The 21,974-nt window shown below is 30.6% G+C and carries 19 protein-coding genes; 9 read left to right on the forward strand and 10 right to left on the reverse strand.

Annotation, left to right across the window (positions count from 1 at the left end; genetic code table 11):
• The first annotated feature begins 73 nt into the window (after positions 1 to 73).
• Genes acsF through fmt form a run of 4 tightly spaced genes read left to right on the forward strand, consistent with a single transcriptional unit; the run spans position 74 to position 5,041 of the window.
• A complete protein-coding gene (gene acsF, locus HA143_RS05145) occupies positions 74 to 1,246 on the forward strand; it encodes a magnesium-protoporphyrin IX monomethyl ester (oxidative) cyclase (RefSeq protein WP_209083781.1) in 1,173 nt (390 codons plus the stop codon).
• A gap of 31 nt (positions 1,247 to 1,277) precedes the next feature.
• Positions 1,278 to 2,702, forward strand: a complete 1,425-nt coding sequence (locus tag HA143_RS05150; RefSeq protein ID WP_209083789.1) for a TldD/PmbA family protein — start codon at positions 1,278 to 1,280, stop codon at positions 2,700 to 2,702.
• A gap of 3 nt (positions 2,703 to 2,705) precedes the next feature.
• Positions 2,706 to 4,058: a TldD/PmbA family protein gene (locus HA143_RS05155; protein ID WP_209083791.1), complete on the forward strand. Its 1,353-nt coding sequence runs from the start codon at positions 2,706 to 2,708 to the stop codon at positions 4,056 to 4,058.
• Entirely contained in the window at positions 4,055 to 5,041 is a 987-nt protein-coding gene (gene fmt, locus HA143_RS05160) for a methionyl-tRNA formyltransferase (protein ID WP_209083793.1), read from the forward strand. Before HA143_RS05155 ends, fmt begins: the two co-directional genes overlap by 4 nt.
• On the opposite strand, the gene HA143_RS05165 is transcribed toward fmt, so the two are convergent.
• Entirely contained in the window at positions 5,038 to 5,748 is a 711-nt protein-coding gene (locus tag HA143_RS05165; RefSeq protein WP_209083795.1) for a TerC family protein, read from the reverse strand. The two genes, fmt and HA143_RS05165, sit on opposite strands and share 4 nt — an antisense overlap.
• 73 nt (positions 5,749 to 5,821) lie before the next feature.
• Here HA143_RS05165 and mfd point away from each other — a divergent pair, with 73 nt between their 5' ends.
• Both mfd and HA143_RS05175 read left to right on the forward strand, forming a co-directional pair.
• Positions 5,822 to 9,334: a transcription-repair coupling factor gene (mfd, locus tag HA143_RS05170; RefSeq protein WP_209083803.1), complete on the forward strand. Its 3,513-nt coding sequence runs from the start codon at positions 5,822 to 5,824 to the stop codon at positions 9,332 to 9,334.
• Between the two features lie 70 nt (positions 9,335 to 9,404).
• Entirely contained in the window at positions 9,405 to 9,566 is a 162-nt protein-coding gene (locus tag HA143_RS05175; RefSeq protein WP_209083805.1) for a hypothetical protein, read from the forward strand.
• Positions 9,567 to 10,027: 461 nt separating this feature from the next.
• Here the strand turns inward: HA143_RS05175 and HA143_RS05180 are convergent, their stop codons facing one another.
• Genes HA143_RS05180 through dapB form a run of 6 tightly spaced genes read right to left on the reverse strand, consistent with a single transcriptional unit; the run spans position 10,028 to position 14,052 of the window.
• The gene (locus HA143_RS05180; protein WP_209083806.1) at positions 10,028 to 10,615 is read right to left on the reverse strand and encodes a DUF4335 domain-containing protein; all 588 of its coding nucleotides are present in this window, start codon (positions 10,613 to 10,615) and stop codon (positions 10,028 to 10,030) included.
• 4 nt (positions 10,616 to 10,619) lie between these two features.
• Complete coding sequence (locus HA143_RS05185; RefSeq protein WP_348534778.1) at positions 10,620 to 11,144, reverse strand: DUF3038 domain-containing protein; 525 nt, start codon at positions 11,142 to 11,144, stop codon at positions 10,620 to 10,622.
• Between the two features lie 39 nt (positions 11,145 to 11,183).
• Positions 11,184 to 11,381, reverse strand: coding sequence for a DUF2949 domain-containing protein (locus tag HA143_RS05190; protein ID WP_209083809.1), 198 nt, complete (start codon positions 11,379 to 11,381; stop codon positions 11,184 to 11,186).
• A gap of 5 nt (positions 11,382 to 11,386) precedes the next feature.
• A complete protein-coding gene (locus HA143_RS05195) occupies positions 11,387 to 12,541 on the reverse strand; it encodes an FAD-dependent monooxygenase (RefSeq protein ID WP_209083811.1) in 1,155 nt (384 codons plus the stop codon).
• Between the two features lie 19 nt (positions 12,542 to 12,560).
• Positions 12,561 to 13,202, reverse strand: a complete 642-nt coding sequence (locus HA143_RS05200) for a hypothetical protein (RefSeq protein ID WP_209083812.1) — start codon at positions 13,200 to 13,202, stop codon at positions 12,561 to 12,563.
• 1 nt (position 13,203) lies between these two features.
• The gene (gene dapB / locus HA143_RS05205) at positions 13,204 to 14,052 is read right to left on the reverse strand and encodes a 4-hydroxy-tetrahydrodipicolinate reductase (protein ID WP_209083814.1); all 849 of its coding nucleotides are present in this window, start codon (positions 14,050 to 14,052) and stop codon (positions 13,204 to 13,206) included.
• Between the two features lie 102 nt (positions 14,053 to 14,154).
• On the opposite strand from dapB, the gene HA143_RS05210 reads away from it, so the two are divergent.
• Positions 14,155 to 18,165 carry a magnesium chelatase subunit H gene (locus HA143_RS05210; RefSeq protein ID WP_209083816.1) on the forward strand — a complete coding sequence of 1,337 codons (4,011 nt, stop codon included), beginning with the start codon at positions 14,155 to 14,157 and terminating at the stop codon, positions 18,163 to 18,165.
• A gap of 7 nt (positions 18,166 to 18,172) precedes the next feature.
• On the opposite strand, the gene folP is transcribed toward HA143_RS05210, so the two are convergent.
• Genes folP through HA143_RS05225 form a run of 3 tightly spaced genes read right to left on the reverse strand, consistent with a single transcriptional unit; the run spans position 18,173 to position 19,956 of the window.
• Positions 18,173 to 19,018: a dihydropteroate synthase gene (gene folP / locus HA143_RS05215; protein WP_209084495.1), complete on the reverse strand. Its 846-nt coding sequence runs from the start codon at positions 19,016 to 19,018 to the stop codon at positions 18,173 to 18,175.
• Positions 19,002 to 19,727 carry a triose-phosphate isomerase gene (tpiA, locus tag HA143_RS05220; RefSeq protein WP_209083818.1) on the reverse strand — a complete coding sequence of 242 codons (726 nt, stop codon included), beginning with the start codon at positions 19,725 to 19,727 and terminating at the stop codon, positions 19,002 to 19,004. The genes folP and tpiA overlap by 17 nt, the downstream gene beginning before the upstream one ends.
• A 52-nt stretch (positions 19,728 to 19,779) precedes the next feature.
• The gene (locus tag HA143_RS05225; RefSeq protein ID WP_002807913.1) at positions 19,780 to 19,956 is read right to left on the reverse strand and encodes an RNA-binding S4 domain-containing protein; all 177 of its coding nucleotides are present in this window, start codon (positions 19,954 to 19,956) and stop codon (positions 19,780 to 19,782) included.
• Between the two features lie 118 nt (positions 19,957 to 20,074).
• Between HA143_RS05225 and HA143_RS05230 the strand changes: the two genes are divergently transcribed.
• Both HA143_RS05230 and HA143_RS05235 read left to right on the forward strand, forming a co-directional pair.
• Entirely contained in the window at positions 20,075 to 21,721 is a 1,647-nt protein-coding gene (locus HA143_RS05230) for an ABC transporter ATP-binding protein (protein ID WP_245210901.1), read from the forward strand.
• Positions 21,722 to 21,751: 30 nt separating this feature from the next.
• The gene (locus HA143_RS05235) at positions 21,752 to 21,967 is read left to right on the forward strand and encodes a DUF6447 family protein (RefSeq protein ID WP_209083826.1); all 216 of its coding nucleotides are present in this window, start codon (positions 21,752 to 21,754) and stop codon (positions 21,965 to 21,967) included.
• Positions 21,968 to 21,974: the final 7 nt, after the last annotated feature.

The following is a 21,974-nucleotide window of genomic DNA, read 5'->3' on the forward strand; positions in this document are numbered from 1 at the left end:
ATAACACCTAGTTAACTTTTTCCTCGAAAATACAAATCATAGTAAATAATAGTATTAATAAGTCAAAGTAAAGATGTCTCAATCAACTATTGAATCTAAAAATAAAAAAGAAATAAATAATGGAAAGATACCAGCAAAAGAAACCATTTTATCTCCAAGGTTTTATACAACTGACTTTGAGGCAATGGAAAATATGGATTTATCAATAAATGAGGAGGAGTTGGAAGCAATATGTGAGGAATTTAGGAAAGACTACAATAGACATCATTTTGTAAGAAATAGTGAATTTGAAGGGGCTGCAGAAAAACTAGATCCCGAAACAAGAGAACTTTTTGTTGATTTTCTTGAGGGAAGTTGTACTTCAGAATTTTCAGGTTTTTTACTTTATAAGGAACTTAGTAAGAGGATTAAAGCCAAAAACCCTCTTCTTGCTGAATGTTTTGCTCATATGGCCAGAGACGAAGCTAGACATGCAGGTTTCCTGAATAAGTCAATGAGTGACTTTGGACTGCAGTTAGATTTAGGTTTTTTAACAGCCAATAAAGATTACACTTATTTCCCACCAAGAAGTATTTTTTACGCCACTTATTTATCCGAAAAAATAGGTTATTGGAGATACATAGCAATTTATAGGCATCTCGAAAAGAATCCAGATAGCAAGATTTTTCCACTATTTAATTACTTTGAGAACTGGTGTCAAGACGAAAATAGGCATGGTGATTTCTTTGACGCATTAATGAAAGCACAACCACGTACCGTTAAATCATTAAGCCAAAAAATTACCATTGGGGGCTCTACCTTTACACATCCACTATTTGACTATTTCCATAGATTTAGATACTTTTTGAACAATCTTCCATTAACATCCAAGTTATGGTCTAGGTTTTTCTTACTTGCTGTATTTGCAACTATGTATGCAAGGGATCTGGGAATTAAAAAAGATTTCTACAGTTCATTAGGTTTAGATGCCAGAGATTACGACCAGTATGTTATTAACAAAACAAATGAAACTTCTGCTAGAGTTTTTCCCGTAGTACTAGACGTTTATGATAAATCTTTTTACGGAAGATTAGATAAAATAGTAGAGAATAATAAGGTTCTTTCGGATATTGCAAACAGTGATGGAAATATAGTATCTAAAACTTTTAAAAAATTACCTAAATATTTATCAAACGGTTACCAGTTATTAAGACTATACTTATTAAAACCTCTTGATAGCAAAGATTTCCAACCTTCGATTAGATAATCTTTCATACAGAGAAGATTTATAAACTCAAATGCTTTCGTCACAAATCAAATCAAATGAAATAATTTTTGGTAGTTGCAATAAAGATTTATTAGAAGAAATTATTTTCTATGGTATTGGACTTGGGGCTGATTTTGTAGAAATATTTATAGAGAATACAGACAACTCAAGCGTTCTAGCTGAAGATGATTTCATTACAAGTGTAAGTCCATCATTTGGAAGGGGTGCTGGTATTAGAATCTTCAAAGATAAAAAGGATGGATTTGTAAGTACAAATGATTTAACAAAGAATGGCTTGATGAGGTCGGTATCTCAGGCTATTGAGATGTTAGACATAACAGATAATAAAAAAAGAGAAGTATTTAACGGCCTAGATAAACATAGGGACTATAGTTTATCCAAGAAAAAATGGATTAATGAAGTTCCATCGATTCATGAGATAAGTGAAAAACTATTAGTCAGCACAAAGTCTCTTAAAAAAAATAATAAAATAATAACTAGAAAAGGAAGTTACTCAAGAAATCTTCAAGAGGTAATTATAGCCTCCAGCGATGGAACCTATGTATCAGATATTAGGTTGCATCAAACAGTTGGGCTCAACGTGATTGCTAGTGATGCCCAATATAGATCTAGTGGAAGTAGAAGATTTGGATCGTCAGGAATGCCTAATGAATTCAGATTATGGGATCACGAAAAAGCAGCTAATGATGTATTCGAAAGCTCAATGAACATGCTGTATGCAGATTATGTTGATGCGGGACAAATGCCTGTTGTGTTAGCTAATAAATTTGGTGGTGTTATATTCCACGAAGCCTGCGGTCATTTACTTGAAACTACTCAAATAGAGAGAGGAACAACACCATTTGAGAATAAATTGAATGAAAAAATTGCACATGAATCTGTAACAGCAATAGATGAAGGAATTTCAGAGGGATCCTTTGGTTCATTATCAGTAGATGATGAAGGTATGGAACCCGAAAAATCAGTTCTTATAAAAGATGGAATTTTAAAAAAATTCATATCCGACAGGGCAGGTGAATTAAGAACTGGCCATAAAAGAACAGGAAGTGGAAGAAGACAAAATTATTCTTTTGCTGCAGCTTCACGAATGAGAAATACTTATATAGCTAAAGGTGAGCACTCGAAAGAGGATTTAATCAATAGTATTAGTGATGGTCTTTACTGTAAATCAATGGGTGGTGGCAGTGTAGGTGCTACAGGACAATTTAATTTTGCAGTAGAAGAAGGATATCTTATTAAAAATGGAAAATTAACTAATCCAGTAAAGGGAGCAACATTGATTGGTGAGGCTAAAGAAGTTATGCCAAAAATATCAATGTGCGGAAATGACCTCGAATTAGCTCCTGGATTCTGTGGATCCATCAGTGGAAGTGTCAACGTAACTGTAGGCCAACCTCATATTAAGGTTGATTCAATCACTGTTGGCGGAAGATAGGATATGAATTCAAAAGAAATAACAACTCAAATCTCTGAAGCTGCAGATTCTCTAAATCTTAAAAAATGGGATTATGGTGCAAGCTTTTCTAATGATTATTCTGTCCAAGTTGATAAAGGTGAGGCTAAACAACTTAAGGCATCACAAAAGCAAATTATAACTATAAGAGTTTGGAACGAATCTAATTTAGTTGGTATTACAACAACTAGTGATATAAGTGAATCTGGTATTAAAAAAGCTCTAAATCAAGCAAATATTGCATCTGATTTTGGCAACAAGAATGAAAGAACAGAATTTTCACCACTAGCCAATGATCCTATTAAAGTTAAGGACTCAAAAAAAAGAAATCCTGTTGGTATAAAAAAATTACTTACTCTTTTAAGAGAAGCGGAAGTAAAACTATTAGAAAGCCATGAATCCATAAAATCTGTTCCTTATAATGGTCTATCTGAGAGTTTTTATGAGAGAGTTTATGCAAATAGTGATGGTGCCTTTCGGAGTTATACTAAAAGTCAAGCTGCACTCTATTTATATGCAAGAGCAGAAGAGAAAAATAAGAAACCTCGTAGCTCAGGTTCTGTAAAACTTGGATATGGAGTTGAAGATATAGATATAGAGTCGTGTATTAAAGACGCTTCTAATAAAACAGTTTCTCATTTAAATTATTCATCTATTAAAACTCATAAATATTTAATATGTTTTTCCCCTGAGTCTTTTTTAACGATCATTAATGCCTTTAGTTCAATGTTTAATGCTAGAAGCATTTTAGATGGAGTTAGCTTATCTAATAAAAATTCTATTGGAGAGAAACTATCTACAGAAGCACTTAATATTTATGATGATGGTCTTCACGAACAGAATATTTCTTCATCACCATTTGATGGAGAGGGAACTCCAACCAAAAGACTATGTTTAATTAACAAAGGGAGACTTGAAAATTTTATGCATTCTGAATCAACTGCAAGAATATTTAAAACAATGCCCACTGGCCACGCTGGACTAGGATCAAAAGTCTCAGTATCTCCTGATTGGATAGTAGTTGAGAAATCAGAGGAAAACTCAAATCTAAAAACAGCATTAGATCACTCTACTTATGAGGGAGAATTTGTTTATATTGAAGAATTAAATGCAATCCATGCAGGTGTCAGAGCAAGTCAAGGTTCATTCTCTCTTCCATTTGATGGATGGCTCTATAAAAACGGTAAGAAAATCTCAATAGAATCTGCAACTGTAGCGGGGGATATCAAATATCTTTTGAAGAATATAGTAAATATTGAATCAAACCAAGAAGTAACAACAAGTGGAATTTCTCCACATATATGGGTAGATGAATTATCAATAACTGGTGACGCGTGAGAATTATATTCTGGGGAACACCTGAATATTCAATTTTGAGCCTTGATATTTTTATTAAATCTAAGCACGAGGTAATTGGAGTAGTTAGCCAACCCGATAAGAAAAGATCTAGGGGAAATAAATTAATATCCTCACCTGTTAAAAGATTTGCCGAGCAAGAATCTATAAAAATTTATACTCCAGAAAAAATCAGGGGCAATATAGATTTTATAAATGAACTTAAATCACTATCATGTGATCTATTTATTGTTATAGCTTACGGGAAAATATTACCCAAAGAGATATTGGAAATCCCAAAATTTGGATGTTGGAACGCACATGCTTCATTACTCCCAAGATGGCGTGGTGCAGCCCCAATCCAATGGTCACTAATAAAAGGCGATGAATTTACTGGTGTAGGAATTATGAAAATGAATGAGGGACTAGATACTGGCGACTTATTATTGGAAGAAAAAATTAAAATTTGTAATGACGATAATTTAAATACACTATCAGAAAAACTTAGTATTTTATCTGCAAAATTATTTTTAAATGCCACATCACTAATCGAAGAAAATATTTATAAAAATACTAATTCTCAATTAACAAAACAAAATTCCCTTGGAAGAGAAATTACTTACGCAAGAATGATTGAAAAATCAGACTTTAGGGTTGATTGGGGTAATGAGGCAATTGAAATTTCTCAAAAAACAAAAGGATTATACCCACGAGCAAATACAACTTTTAGAGGTAAGAACCTAAAAATACTTAAAATCAAAGTTTTGAGTAGTGATGAAATTAAAAATGAAAAATACCTTTTCATGAGCAATTATTCAAGACCAGGTATTATTCTTGCTGTAATAGAAAATGAAGGGATAATAATTTCAACTAAAACTGATCCGATTATTTTGTTAGAAGCAAAACTTGAAGGCAAAAACATTTCTAGCAAAAAGCAATTGATACAACAGTTAAATCCAACAGTAGGTGAATATCTCTCAGATTAAGTTTTAGATTCTTTTTTAGAGAATCCCCAAATGAAGGCAAAAAGAATTAAAAAATAAAAATAATAGTCTGGAAGAATGGATTCTTTAATTAAAGTATTTAGTAAAAGTTTAATCCCCACTATTAAAATTGCTACGTAACCGGCTGTTTCTAATCTAGAAAATATATCCAGAAGTTTTAGGAAAATCCCCGATGTAAATCTTAAGGCTAATACTCCAATCACTGCTCCAAATATAATTAATATGTATTGATCACTGATAGCTACTGCAGTAGTGATACTATCTATTGAAAAAGCAAAATCAGTAATTGAAAGAAGCGCTACAACCCTTAAGAACCTAAAATTATTTTTATTATTATTTGTCCCATTTTCAGTGTTTTCTATATCTGAATTTAAAAAAACATTTGAGAAGAATAAGTATATTAAATAAAAACCAGCAAAAACTCTAATAAAAATAAACTTGAGAAGAACATTAGATAATATGATCAGAATAATCCTAAATAATAAAGATATTGTTATGCCAATATTTAAGGCTCTTGACCTTAATTCTGAACTGTCGAGGGATTTAGTAAGAGAAGCTAGTGCGACAGCATTATCTGCTGATAATAATAATTCTAGAGCAATTAATATTGGTAAAAGTGTAAAGATTTCATACCAACTGTCTACCTGATCTAGTGTGGGTATAAAAGAATTTATTGCAGCCGAATCCATAAAATATTATTCACAATCATTATAAAATCTAATATAATAGATCCGATATTGTATTCAAGATTAATATATATAAATGAGTTTAAAAACTTTAGTTGATTATATTTCGAACTCACAAATTACTTCTGAATTAATAAAAAGAATTTCAAAAAATAATGAATTAAATATTGTTGGTTCAAGTAGATATGCAAAATCAATAATCTTAGATAGCATCGCAAAAAAAGAGAAAAAAAATATATTATTAATTTGTCCTAATGTAGAAATTGCCTACAAATGGATTGGTTATTTTGAAAGTATAAATGATAAAGAAGTTTTATATTATCCTCCAACAGAACATCTACCATACTCATCAATTAATAAATCCAAAGAGATTGAATTTACTCAGCTTACTGTTTTAACCAAATTAAGAAAAAAAGAGAAAAGTGAACTTAATATTGTTATAACAACAGAGAGATCACTACAACCTCATCTAATAAATAAAAACTTATTAATTGAAAACAAGTTAGATTTGCAAAAAGGGGTTCAAATCGAGATTCAAGAATTAGCAAATAAACTAACTTTGCTTGGTTATACGAAGGATAATGTAACTTCAACAGAGGGATTCTGGAGTAGGAGAGGGGAAATAATAGATATTTATCCTGTAAATAATGAGTTTCCTATAAGATTGGAATTTTTTGATAATGTAATTGAGAAGATAAGAGAATATGATCCCCATACACAGAAAACATTAGAAAGTATAAATAATATTGAAATAATACAGGCTGGATTTGATTTGCTAATAAAAGATAAGTTAAATAATTTTTCTAAGAATGGTATTTTTAATTCAGAAGATATAAATAAAAATAATCTTGATCGTTATTTAGGAATAATTGAAAAACAACCCTCAAATATAATAGATTTTATTAATAGAGAAACAATTCTTGTAATTGATGAATTAGAAGATTGTACGAAATTTGCAAATAATTGGTATCTAGATTCAGAAAGTAATTTTGATAATTGTGAGTATGAATTAAATGAGAACCTTAAAAATAATGATATTGATTTAGAGGCCAAACCTAATTTACATTTAAAGTTTGACGAAATATTAAATTCTCTAGGAAATTTTAATTTGATAAAATTTTATGAATTTGAATCTAAAGTCAATATTGATAATAAGTTTTTGTTAAATGATAAAAGAATAAATTCATACTCTAAAAATATAGGAAAATTATCCAATGATATAAATAAAAATATAAAAAATAATGAAAAAGTATGGATATTATCCGCACAGCCATTAAGAACTAGGACTTTACTTTTTGAGCACGAATGTAATACAAACTTCTTAAACAATCCTAATGATATTGAAGAAGCATTTAAGTCAATTAATAATTCAACTCCTTTAATTTTAAAAAATAAGAACAATTATGAAATAGAAGGTTTTTATCTTCCGATATGGAAAGTTGTCCTGATAACAGATAAAGAATTATTTTCACAACAATCTCTTTTTAATAATGTATTCATCAGAAGAAAAAAAAGAAGTGTAAATTCAAATATAAATGTAAATAAGATTAGTCCCGGTGATTTTATTGTTCATAAAAATCATGGAATAGGAAAATTTTTAAAAATAGAAAAAATAAATATAACTGGAGATTCAAGAGATTATTTAGTCATTCAGTATCAGGATGGGAAGATAAGTGTTGCCGCTGATCAACTTGGTAGTGTTAACAGGTATAGATCAAGCGGAAAAATAAAGCCAAAAATAAATAAATTAGGAGGGACGGAATGGGAAAGAATAAAAGATAAAAATAAGAAACAAATCAAAAAAGTTGCCGTCGATATTTTAAAACTTTATGCAAAGAGAGAAAAATTAAAGGGGTACATTTACCCAGAAGATGGTCCTTGGCAAGATGAATTAGAGGAATCATTCCCTTATCAACCAACACCTGATCAAATTACTGCTGTAGAAGAAATAAAATCTGATATGGAAAGCGATAAGCCAATGGATAGGCTAGTTTGTGGAGATGTAGGATTTGGCAAAACAGAAGTCGCTGTTCGGGCTATTTTTAAGGCTATTACATCAGGTAAACAGGTAATATTACTAGCACCCACAACAATCCTAGCTCAGCAACATTGGAGAACAATAAACAATAGATTTACACCTTACCCAATAAAAGTATCATTACTCAATAGATTCAAAACCGTTAATGAAAGAAAGGAAATCTATGCAGGCTTGAAAAATAACAAAATTGATTTGGTTGTAGCTACGCACCAAATTTTAGGAAAAGAATTAGAAATTAAAAACTTAGGACTACTTGTTATTGATGAAGAACAAAGATTTGGAGTAAGGCAAAAGGAGAAAATTAAAAAAATCAAAACCAATATAGACGTTTTAACTCTCTCGGCAACTCCAATTCCAAGGACTCTTTATATGAGCTTATCTGGACTAAGACAAATGAGCTTACTTAATACTCCTCCTCCATCAAGAAGATCAATAAAAACATATTTATCTGAAATAGATATGGATGTTATAAGAACTGCCATTAATCAAGAACTTGATAGGGGAGGTCAAATTTTTTATGTTCTTCCAAGAATTTCTGATATTGATCAAGCTGTAAACAAATTAAAAAAAATGTTTCCAAGCTTAAAATTCATTGTTGCTCATGGGCGAATGAACGAAACAGAGCTTGAAAATGCAATGATTGCCTTCAATAATGGCGAAGTAGATCTAATGATATGTACAACAATAATTGAAAGTGGATTAGATATCCCTAAAGTAAATACAATTATTATTGAAGATTCTCACAAATTTGGTCTATCACAACTTTATCAACTTAGAGGAAGAGTTGGTAGAAGTGGAGTACAAGCACATGCTTGGTTATTTTATCCAAATATAAATAAAATTAATGACGCTGCGAAACAACGATTGAAAGCAATAAAAGATTTCTCGGAATTAGGAAGTGGATACCAACTTGCAATGAAAGATATGGAAATAAGAGGTGTTGGAAGTTTACTAGGAGAAGAACAAAGTGGAAAGGTTAATGCTATTGGATATGATTTATACATAGAAATGCTACACGAAGCAATTTCAGAAATAAGCGGTCAAGAAATACCAGAAGTTAGCGACACACAAATTGATCTTCCAATAAATGCATTTATACCTGCAACATGGATATTAAACAGGGAAGAGAAGCTTGAGGCTTACAAATCAGCTACTGAATGTTCTAATAATAATGAATTAACTGAATTAGCCACAGACTGGATTAATAGATATGGAACATTGCCCAAACCTGTTGAAGCATTAATTATGTTGATGAGACTGAAGTTACTCTCTAAAAGATGTGGATTTAGCAAAATTAAACTTAAAAAACCCAACATCGTTATAGAAACTAAATTGAAAAAATCTACTTTTAAAATACTTAGAAATTCATTACCTAGTGGAGTTCAGAATAAATTTAATTTTGAGCAGGGGGAACAATGGTCCTTAATAACTATAAGAGGTTTAGGAGTTACTGAAATTCAAAATCAAATTGATCAATTAATGTTTTGGTTTGGGTTATTTATCAAAGAAATAAATAATTTTGACAAAGAACTTCTTATCAAAAAAGAATAAATTATTAAAAAATTATTTTAAATCCGCGAAAGAGTTTATTTTCGGTTAGGTTTATAAGAAATTTTATTACATGGGTGAATATATAGACGTCGGAATTCAAAATTCGATTCTACCCTTATCAATAATTTTGTCTTCAATTATACTTGGTGCATATGCACTATTCGGAACAGAAGCAGAAAATGATGACGATGATTCTGATTCTGGTGGTGGTGGTTTAATGCAACCAATCTGAAATTATTTATAACTAATCATTCTCGTTTTTCTCTTTGTAATCCTAAATAATCTATAAAGAGAACCTGCCAATAAAATTAATGTAACCAAAGTAGAAGTCAAAAGAAAAATAACCAGAAAAATATCGTATAAATAAGAAAAAAGATCAATTATTAATATAAAAGATTTATTTAAATTAATAGGCAAATTTTGAAAAAGCATATTTTTATTAGGTATTAAATAATTTATATAAACTAAAAAAAGACTCATAAAAAACATAAATGCAGATTCAGTAAAAAGTCTTTTTTTAGATTTTCTTCTTAAACTTAATTTTTTTTTAAAAATATATTTATCCGACTTCTTATTTAAATTTGGGATGTTTAAATCTGCCATATATCAAAGCTCAAAGAATAAATTAATAATTATTCTAAAAAGAGAATTTTCCTATAATAACGTTTTTGTAGTAATGATGCTATTAAGTTTTTATTTTTGATTAATTAGTTCTTTTTTATCATTAACGACATCAGGATTATAAAAATACATAAAAGGTGAAGATATTAGAGTTAAAGAACAAATTGCAATAACCGGGTGTAGAAAAAAATTGAAAAGTTTAACTTTATTGTTTAAGCTAAATCTTACTTTTTTAGGAATATCATTAAAAACACCAGTTTTTTTAATTCTGACTCTTGATGATTCATTTAACTGATCAAAACAATTTATGATATCTGACAACAATGAATTGCCAATTTTTATAATTAGTGGTTTTACCTCTGGCTTAGAACTCTTAAGAACAAGGTTATGTATGTGTAGATTTTCGGCTTTTATATCAATCAATTTTGATTCATATAAAGGGTTTTCGTTATTTATTAGAAGATTTGAATAAATATAAAATGCCTCCATAATTGGCACTAAATGTTCAAGTTTACCTTCAATAAGTGGTTTATCAATTATGGTTAATTTCCATTGTGAAATTATTGATATTTGATCATTATTTTCATTATTTGAAAAATCGGGTAATCCTATGATTTCGAGATTAACTGAAGATTGATTAAACAATAATCTATTCTGCATGATATTAAAAATTGAATAAAAGCTTTTTCAACTTTTGATAACCCTGATTTGAGATGCAAAGTGATAATGTAAGCATTGACTTTATAATAATCTCATCATTTACAGTTTGATTTAAGAGTTTTTTTACTCTAATACTATTTATGTTAAACCTCTCGTTAATTAACTCTAAAAATCTTTTTTTAAAATCATTCCAAATAACTGAATTTTTTTCAAGATCTTCTTTAGATTGAAGTAACTCTCGGATATAAGGATATAAATATCTCGACATTTCAGCAGTAATTTTAATTAAGGCATCAAATTCCTCTGATTTAATATTGTTTTTCAAATATGATTTTCTCAATGGATTATTATTCCTAAGTTTCCAAATAGTTACTTTATTTGGCAAAACATCATTTAAATTAAGTCTATTTGATAAAGCGTAAAGGGATTGTATCCCATTTAAATCTATGGTCTCTAGGATTAATAAAAATAAATCAAGTTTCTCTATAGATTGCCTTGATATGTGATTTCCTTTTGTTAAAAAAGTAATTGTTCTTGATTAAGCTATAACTAAATTATAACAGAATTATTATTCCATTTTTTCAAATAAAAATGAATATAACTTATCAAGTTCTTCATTAGTTAGCATTCCATAACTCCATAATAAGATTGGTAATGAAGTATTATTTTTTATTGATAATTTCAGACCAAGTTCTATTGATGACTCATCTAAACCTATCTCTTCAAGTAAATAAATTATCATATTCTTTGATAAATAATTATTCATGAGTTTTATTTAATTCTTGAATAAATAAGAGATTTAGTCATTTGATTAAGGACTAACTTTCTTATAAAAATAAAATTATTTAATAGTAAAAATGAAAATTTTCTTATGGGAAATAAAAAATAGTTTCTATTTGCAAAAATACATATCAAAGAGTCAGTTATGATAATAGTAATGATAATATCTAAAATTCTGCGTGAAAAATACTTAAATTTAAATAACATCAAATGCATTTTAGTAACATCATTATTTTTGTTAAAAAGATCAAAAATAGTGTTAACATCTCTCCAGCAAACATTTAGACCCTGACCACCTACAGGATGAAATGTATGAAATGCATCACCTACAAAAACTAATTTTTTAAAATTAAAAAATTGAAAATTTAATGATAAAGAAACAGGAAATATATTAAATTCACCAATTATTTGATCTATCTTAAATTCATCAGGCAGTAAAGTTGATAAATTATCCATTAAAAAATTCTTATCAGAATTTAACCTCTCAATTGACTTTAATGTACTGGAAGTCCAAATCACTTGATATAAGTTTTTTTCTAAAGGTAATAATGCAAGAGGTCCTTCTTTTCTAAAAATTTCGTAAGCACGCTTTTCACAATTACCCCTAAGAGAAACCTTAAAAGTTAAACAGGACTGATTATAAGATCTTTTTATATTTATAAAATCGAACAATTTTTTATCAAGAGAGTTTGCTCCTGTAGAAAAGAATTGGTAATCAAATACAATTTTTTTATTTAATAATTTCTGTGGCGACATAAAAAAAATATTTTCATAATTATCAATCTCTTGAAAAAATACGTTCATGAGATCCGAATGTTTAACTACCCAGCCAATATTTTCAGCAGAACTTATATCATCATCTAAATCAGAAGTTGATAAATTGGTAAAAGAAGAAGTTACGCTATCTGAAATTGAAAGGGTATCAAAGCCAAATAAATATGGTTCTAATTTTTCCCAAAGTCTGAATTTAGATAAGATTTTTCTTGTTGAATGAGTAATTGCATAAGTTTTATCTTTATCAATTAATCTATCTTTTGTTAATAAATCAGTTAAAAAAATATTGCAATCAAATTTTGAAAGTGCAATTGAAAGTAATAAACCTGTAGGACCAGAGCCAACAATTTTAAAATTGAATTTATTTTGCATCAGATAATATTAATTTCAACTATCTATTCAAATAAATATAGCAAATTTCCTCAAATGCTGGTCTTAATAAGTAGGGGTACTCTCCAACCCATAAATTAATTTCTGGCAACCAGGCATCGGTCAAATAAAAATCTCTGTCAAAATTGCGATTATCAGATGTTAATAAACATCTGATGCTCGAACCCACTCTAATTTGACTATGTTTATTTTCCATAGGGAAACTTAACTTTTCTAAATAACCATCTTCGTCTTCTAATTCGAGTACTAACCAAGTCCTTTTATTTTCGATTACTTCTAATCTCCCTTGCCTATTAGATTGTTCTCTAGAACTTTCAATCTTTTCTGTTTTATAGATATCTGATACGTAACCATCAAATATAGAAAAAAATTTATATTTTCTTATTCGTAAATTTTTTCTACTTGATTCAAGAATTGGGCCCCACATAATATATAAAAAGAAGGCGACACAAAGCAATAACCAAAAATTATTTGTTTGATCTCCAGTTGAGCTAATAATTAATGAGATAAATCCACCAATTGAGGAGACTATAACTCTTTGAAGAATTTTTCTTGGATTACCCAAAGCATATTTAAATTGACTTCCAGTACCAACCGCAGGAATAAGTTTTGAAATTTGATTTGAATTAATTGGAATTAGCATTTTAAAAAATCAATTTTTCAAGTCCGTAAACTAGAGATTCATATTTACCTATTTTTTTAATAGCCTGTAAAACACCCGGCATATATGCCTTTCTATCAATAGTGTCATGCTTAATTGTGTAAGTTTCACCAGGAGATCCCATAATTACTAATTGATGGGCTAATAATCCTGGCAATCTTACTGAATGAATATTTATTCCTGAATCTCTGAGTCCTCCTCTCACACCTTTCAATGACTCAGACTCTTTGACTAAACCATGATTAAATTTCTTTGGATATTCTTCAATCATTTCTGCAGTTTTTATACATGTTCCACTAGGAGAATCTGCTTTTTGATTATGATGCATCTCTATTAATTCAATATTGTCATAAAACCTTGCAGCGACAGAAGCTGCCTGTTGAAGAAGAACCATACCTACTGAAAAATTAGGTATTATCGCACAACCAACAGATGCTTTCTGAGCAAAAATAGACAAGTCTTTTATTTGGGAAAGAGTAAGACCTGTGGTTCCTACGACTGGCGATATACCATATGCGATAGCTGATCTGGTATTTTCATAAACAGAATCAGGATGAGTAAAGTCAACCAAGACTGGTTTAATATTTTCATTTCTGTAATTTTGACTAACAGAACATAAAGTTCCCTCAAAATCATTTGAAACAAAAACTTCACAACTTTTTACCTTTAATAATTCAGAAATATTTGACCCATTGTTCTTATCGTTTATGTCAATTGCTGCAACAAGTTCACAATCTGTAGAATTTAATACTGTATTCACAACTTCGCTTCCCATTCTACCTAAAGCTCCAGATACTAGTACTGGTATAGGTTTTTTAGAATTTTCAATCATTTTTGTAAAAAATTTTTTTTTAAAGGTTGTTACACGCTATTTATATTGCACACAATAACGTCTTTTCATTCGTAGGCTGGTAAAAATACTTAAATAAAATCAATGTTTACGCAGGTCCGCTCGGCAAACCGCAGAGTATCTCCTGTTGAGGATAACAAACACAAAGTTGTAATAAAAGCTGTTTATGTTGTCCTTGAGCCACAATACCAAAATTCCTTAACGGAAGCTGCAAAGTCAATAAATGAAATGAATGGCCCAATAGGTATAGACCTTAGCGGCTATCTTATAGAAGAACTTAGAAATGAAAAGAATTTTGAGGATTTTAAAGAAGATATAGCAAATGCAGATATATTTGTTGCTTCCCTAATATTTATAGAAGATCTTGCGCAAAAAGTAGTTGATGCAGTTTCTCCATATAAAGACAAACTTAAAGCATCGATTATCTTTCCCTCTATGCCTGAGGTCATGAGATTAAATAAGTTAGGCTCATTTAGCATGAATCAACTTGGTCAATCTAAAAGTATTATCGGAGATTTAATAAAAAAGAAAAAAGAATCTGATGGAGCAAGCTTCCAAGATTCAATGTTGAAATTATTAAATACTCTTCCCTCAATACTTAAATATCTGCCTGTAGAAAAAGCTCAAGATGCAAGAACCTTTATTCTTAGTTTTCAGTATTGGTTAGGCGGCACCACTGAGAACTTAAAAAACTTCTTGTTAATGATATCTGAAAAATATGCAGTTTCAGAAAACATAAAAGAGCAAATAGAAGAATTCAAGATACAGGACCCTGAAACATTCCCAGATTTAGGAATTTGGCATCCTCTAGCTCCTTCTATGTTTGAGAGTCTTCAAGAATATCAAAATTGGGAAAATAACAGGCAAGATATCCATCCTAAAGATGACAAAACGCCAACAATAGGATTAGTACTTCAAAGGAGTCATATAGTTACTGGAGATGATGCACATTACGTTGCTGTTATTCAAGAATTGGAATATAGAGGAGCCAGAGTACTTCCTATCTTCTGTGGGGGTCTAGATTTTTCTAAACCAGTAAATGAATTTTATTTTGATTCAATTAATAAAGATATACCTATTGTAGATGGAGTTGTATCTTTAACAGGGTTTGCACTAGTTGGAGGCCCAGCAAGACAAGATCATCCTAAAGCTATTGACGCTCTAAAAAGGCTAAACAGACCTTATATGGTTGCACTTCCATTGGTTTTTCAGACCACTCAAGAATGGGAGGATAGCGACTTAGGATTACACCCAGTACAGGTGGCGCTTCAAATTGCAATTCCAGAACTAGATGGTGCTATTGAACCTATCATTCTCTCAGGTCGTGACGATGCTACAGGTAAGGCTCATACACTACAAGATCGCGTTGATGTAATCGCTGAAAGAGCTATAAAGTGGTCAACTTTACGAGTAAAGAAAAGAAAAGATAAAAAATTAGCCATTACAGTATTTAGTTTTCCTCCAGACAAAGGAAATGTCGGAACAGCTGCATACTTAAATGTTTTCGGTTCAATTTACAGAGTACTTCTTGAAATGAAATCGAAAGGATATCAAATAGAGGGACTTCCCAGCAATTCGAAAGAATTAATGGAAAAAGTAATTAACAACCCTGAAGCAATGGATGGTTCTCCAGAATTAAATATTGCTCATAAAATGTCAGTAAAAGAATACGAGGAATTCACACCATATTCACAAAGACTTGAAGAAAACTGGGGTAAACCTCCTGGCAATTTAAATAGTGACGGACAAAATCTTCTTATCTATGGAAAACATTTTGGAAATGTTTTTATAGGAGTACAACCTACTTTCGGTTATGAAGGGGATCCAATGCGATTACTTTATTCAAGAAGTGCTAGTCCTCATCATGGTTTTGCTGCTTACTACACTTATGTAGAAAAAATCTGGGCAGCTGATGCTGTTCTACACTTTGGGACTCACGGTTCACTTGAATTTATGCCTGGCAAACAGATGGGTATGAGTGATACATGCTATCCGGATTCTCTCATTGGATCATTGCCTAATTTGTATTACTATGCAGCAAATAATCCTTCTGAAGCAACAATTGCAAAGAGAAGAGGCTACGCTTCAACTATTAGCTATCTAACTCCTCCAGCAGAAAATGCTGGACTCTACAAAGGACTTAAAGAACTCAGTGAACTTGTTGGTTCCTATCAACAACTTAGAGAAAATAGTAGGGGAATTCAAATTGTTAATGCAATAGTCGAGACTTCTAAGCAATGCAATCTTGATAAAGATGTTGAGCTCCCTTCAAAAGACGTAGAAGAACTTTCTCTAGATGAAAGAGATCTATTTGTTGGTAATATCTATAAACAGTTAATGGAAATAGAAAGTAGATTATTACCCTGTGGTCTTCATACTATTGGAGAAGCCCCAACAGCTGAAGAAGCTGTAGCAACCCTTGTAAATATTGCTTCATTAGAAAGAGAGCAAGAGGGCTTAAGATCACTCCCAGGACTTCTCGCAGAGTCCTTAAATCTGACTATTGACCAAATTTATGATGGGAATAATAAAGGTGAACTCAAATTTGTAGAGTTAAATGAAAAAATCATAAAGACAGCAAGAGAATCAATATTTGCAATGGTTAACTCCTTAAAAATTGTTGATGGTAGAGTTTATTTAGAAAAATCACTTCTTGCTAAACTTTTTGACTTTCTAAAAGTATTTGGTCTAAATCTACCAACTCCATGGTTAAGAGTTTGTAGATTAAATGGATTTAATGAAGTAAATCAAACAGAATTAAATAAATTATTTGATTATTTACTCTTCTGCTTAGAACAAGTTTGTGCAGATCAAGAAATGGATAGCCTCATTAAAGCATTAGATGGAAATTATGTTTTACCAGGACCAGGAGGAGATCCAATAAGAAATCCAGGTGTTTTGCCTAGCGGTAAAAACATCCATGCATTAGACCCTCAATCAATACCAACTACTGCAGCTGTCGCTGCTGCAAAGTCTGTCGTTGACAAATTAATTGAAAGACAAAAGGAAGAACAAGGTACTTGGCCTGAAACAATAGCTTGCGTTTTGTGGGGTACTGACAACATTAAAACTTATGGAGAATCACTGGCACAAATCTTATGGTTTGTAGGGGTAAAACCAAAACCAGACTCTGTTGGAAGGATCAACAAATTAGAATTAATTCCTTTAGAAGAATTAGGTAGGCCCAGAATAGATGTGGTAGTAAATTGTTCTGGGGTATTTAGAGATCTATTTATTAATCAAATGGCGTTAATAGATCAGGCTGTAAAGTTAGCTGCCGAAGCTGATGAGCCATTGGAGTCAAATTTTGTAAGAAAACATTCATTAGAACAAGCAGAAAAAGAAGGCTCTTCAATCAGAGAAGCTTCGTCGAGAGTATTTTCTAATGCTAGTGGTAGCTACAGTTCAAATGTTAATTTAGCTGTAGAAAATTCAACTTGGGAGGAAGAAAATGAATTACAAGAAATGTATTTATCTCGCAAGACATATGCTTTCAATGCTGATAATCCAGGTGAAATGAATCAAAAAAGAGAAGTATTCGAATCTGTCATGAAAACAGCAGATGTTACATTCCAAAACCTTGATTCCTCAGAAATTTCTCTTACAGATGTAAGTCATTATTTTGATTCAGATCCAACCAAATTAATTAAAACGCTTAGAGACGACGGAAAAGAACCTAGTAGCTACATAGCAGATACCACTACTTCTAATGCTCAAGTCAGGACACTTGGAGAGACTATCAGATTAGATTCAAGAACAAAACTTCTAAATCCCAAATGGTACGAAGGTATGCTTAAATCTGGTTATGAGGGAGTAAGAGAGCTTTCTAACAGACTTAATTATACCCTCGGTTGGAGTGCGACTAGTGGTCAAGTAGATAATTTTGTGTATGAAGAAACTAATGAAACATTTATAAATGACGAAGAAATGAGGAAAAGACTAATGGATTTAAATCCAAATAGTTTTAGAAGAATAGTGGGAACTTTACTAGAAGTGAATGGTCGAGGATATTGGGAAACTTCAGACGAAAATATTGAACAGTTAAAAGAACTTTACCAAGAGGTTGAGGATAAAATTGAAGGTGTCAAAGAATAATTACCATCTATTTTCTGTAAATCCTATCCGCAACTTTGAGAATTTGAAAGTTCATCTTCACATTATGAACTCTCACAATATCGATATTAAACTGTGAACAGAGGCAACTTATTGCTAGTGTGCCTATATCCCTTTCTTTAGGATTTATTTCATTTAAAATTTCTCCTATAAATCTCTTCCTTGATGCGCCAATTAAAATTGGTAAATTTATAGTTTTAAATACATCCAAGTTTCTTAAAATATCGAGATTTTGATTTATATCCTTTGAAAAACCAATACCCGGATCCACAATGATATTATCTTTAGATATATTTTTATCTAAAGCATTTTTTATCAAATTCTCAAGTGAGAACTTAACTTCACTCAATAGATTATCGTATTTTGAAAGTTTATTCATATTTTGACTATTTCCTCGGCTATGAGTTATCACGAATGGGCAATTAAAATATGAAACTACATCCAGAATTTCCTTATCCCTTCTTCCTCCAGTAACATCATTTATCCAATTAGCGCCATTTAAAAGAGCTTCGTAAGCTACCTCAGAATTAAAAGTATCAATAGAAATTAAAACATCTGGATATTCAGATTTTATTAATTTCAGATAGGGAATCAATCTTTTTATTTCTATATTAGAACCAACTTCTTCAGCCCCAGGTCTCGTACTCTGAGCACCAAGATCGATAACATCTACACCATTACATAAAAAATGATTAACTTGATCTAAAAATTTTTTTGAAGAATTTAAATCTCCACCATCACTAAATGAATCAGGAGTTAAATTAATAACCCCCATAATTGAAGTTTTCTGTCGCCAGCCTTTTGGCCATGGGTTTTTATTATTGATAATTTGCAATTCTTGCAAAATTATTTGGATCTAATGAAGCCCCTCCAACTAAGACTCCATCTATATCACTCATTGACATTATTTCGTCAATATTATTAGGTTTAACTGATCCTCCATATTGAATAATTACATCATCGAAACCTATTAATCTTCGAATCATGGAACATATCTTATTAGCATCTTTAGCCTCACATGTTTTACCTGTCCCAATAGCCCAAATTGGCTCATATGCAACAATTAAATTTGATGGATCTGTATTTTCAAGCCCTTGTTCAACCTGTCTAGTAATAACCCTATCAGCTTCTCCTCTCTCTCTTTGTTCTAATGTTTCTCCAACACAAACTATTGGAGTAAGTCCACTAGATTGAGCAAAAACTGCTCTTTTATTAATTTGTTCATCACTTTCACTAAAATATTTCCTTGGTTCACTGTGACCAACTATTGCATATGAGACTCCATGTTCAAGAAGCATTTTTGGAGATATTTCCGCAGTAAATGCTCCTTCATCTTCCCAATGAATATTTTGACTAGAAATATCTAAATAATCAAAGTCAGAATGATTAGAGAAGGTTGAAATAGCTGTAAAGGGTGGTGCAATGACGACTTTACGATCATCCCTTATGTTTTTTATTAAAGGTATAAACTCTTCCAAATAAGACTTAGCTTCAGCACAAGTCATGTGCATTTTCCAATTACCAGCAATAACAGATTTTCTCAAAATACTATCTCCAAGAAAATTATATTAATATAAATTGAGTTGAATAGGCCAACTATTCAAAAATTAATTCATTTTTTAGAAATATAACTTTATCTCCTTTATTTAATTTTCTGCCTCTCCTAGTTTCAATTACACCATTAACTTTGACAGAGCCAGATTTAATAAAGATTTTTGCCTCTCCACCAGAGGAGACCAAATTTTTCCATTTTAAGAATTGATCTAATTTCATTGTTTTTTATACCCAAAGATATTGATAAAGTAGGATAAATACTAAAATATATAATATCTTGAGACTAATACCACCAGTCAGACCATATTCAAATAGGTTTATAAAGGGATTCATATGCATGCTTATTTACGTAGCTTGTTGGCCTTTACTAGCTTATTTAGCTGGAAACTTAATCCCAGCAATTGGATCTGGAGATCTTTCAAAAGTTTCTAACATAATAGTTAATTCTTTATTAGTATTTTTAATTCAAAAAACTGCTCAATTTGGGCAGGATGTTTTTATAGCAAAACCATCTTTAGAAATTAGCGAAGTAATGAGAGGAAATTTATTTAGCAGAATTCAAAAAATAGATATGAATTCATTTGAGAATATATCAGCTGGAGATATCACATATAGACTGACAGAAGATGCCGATAGAGTAAGCGAAGTTATTTATAAAACAGTCCAGGATACTATTCCGTGTACCTTACAACTATTAGCGGTAATAATATATATGTTTTATTTAGATTGGTCACTCACATTATCAACGTTTGTTTTGGCACCATTAATTATTTTTTCAGTTAATAGTTTTGGAAGAAGAGTTTTATTCGCATCTGAAAAGAGTCAAGAATCAACAAGTAATTTAGCAGGATTAATAGGTGAATCAATAAATGGAATGTCGACGATAAGAGCTTTTGCTGCAGAAAATTGGATTAAAAATAGATTTTATAAAAAATTAAGTGCAAATAAAAAAGCAAAATATAAAACATTAAAATTACTAGCATTTCAGCATCCAGTTGTCGGCTTTATAGAAGCATTTGGAATATTAGCGATATTAGGTTTAGGAGCGGCAAGAATTAACCTAAGTCTTTTAACTAGTGAAGAATTTAGTAGTTTTTTTGCTGCAATATTGATGCTCATTGATCCAATAAGTCATGTAAGTACAAATTTTAATGACTATAAACAGGCAGAAGCCTCTATAAAAAGGTTGAAAAACATAAATCTAGAACCTATCGAAGATGATAAAGATAATTTAACAAGGATAGCTAATATTGAAGGTAAAATTAGTTTCAAAGAAGTTAATTTTGAATACAAAAAAGATAATCAAGTTCTTAAAAATATAAATTTAGAAATAAAAAAAGGTAAAGTTACAGCTTTCGTTGGAGCCTCAGGTGCAGGTAAAAGTACAATGATGGCATTGATATTGAAATTTATAACTCCAAATAATGGAGACATTTTTATTGATGATAAAAATTTGAAATTATTAGATACAAAAGATATAAGAAAAAATATTGCATTAGTACAACAACAGCCTTTTTTATTTTCAGGAAAAATTATTGATGTAATAAGAATGGGAAGGAGTTTTACCACAGAAGAAGTTATTGAATCAGCAAAGAAAGCAAATGCTCACCACTTCATTCAAAAACTTCCTGATAAATATGAAACCAAGATAAATGAAAGAAGCTCAAATTTCTCAGGTGGACAGATCCAGAGGATTGCAATTGCTAGAGCAATCCTAGGGAACCCATCAATTCTTCTTTTAGATGAGGCTACAAGTGCATTAGATGCAGAGTCAGAGTCAGAAGTTCAAGAAGGGCTTAATAGAGCTATGAAAAATAGAACTGTAATTGTAATAGCTCATAGATTAGCCACTACTCAAGAGGCAGATAAAATAGTTGTCTTTGATAAAGGCGAAATTATTGAAGTTGGCAAACATATTGATTTACTAAATAAAAAAGGCATTTATAAAGAATTATGTGAAAAACAATTGATTAAAAAATTATAACTCTATCTTATTTATTAAAAAGTTAAATCCATGAGTGAAAACACAAATGATTCTTCCAAACCAGTTTTAACCTTTGAAGGAAAGAAATATTTGATAAATGAACTTTCTGATGACATAAAAGAATCTATAAAAGGACTACAAATAGCGGAAACACAACTTAAGATGCATGAAGATACTTTGAAATTACTTTCAATTAGTCGAAACTCTCTAGCTAATCAATTAAGAGAAAAACTAAAAAACTTATAGTAAAGCT

The organism is Prochlorococcus marinus CUG1415, from assembly GCF_017696015.1.
In the GTDB taxonomy this organism is placed as follows: domain Bacteria; phylum Cyanobacteriota; class Cyanobacteriia; order PCC-6307; family Cyanobiaceae; genus Prochlorococcus_A; species Prochlorococcus_A marinus_AE.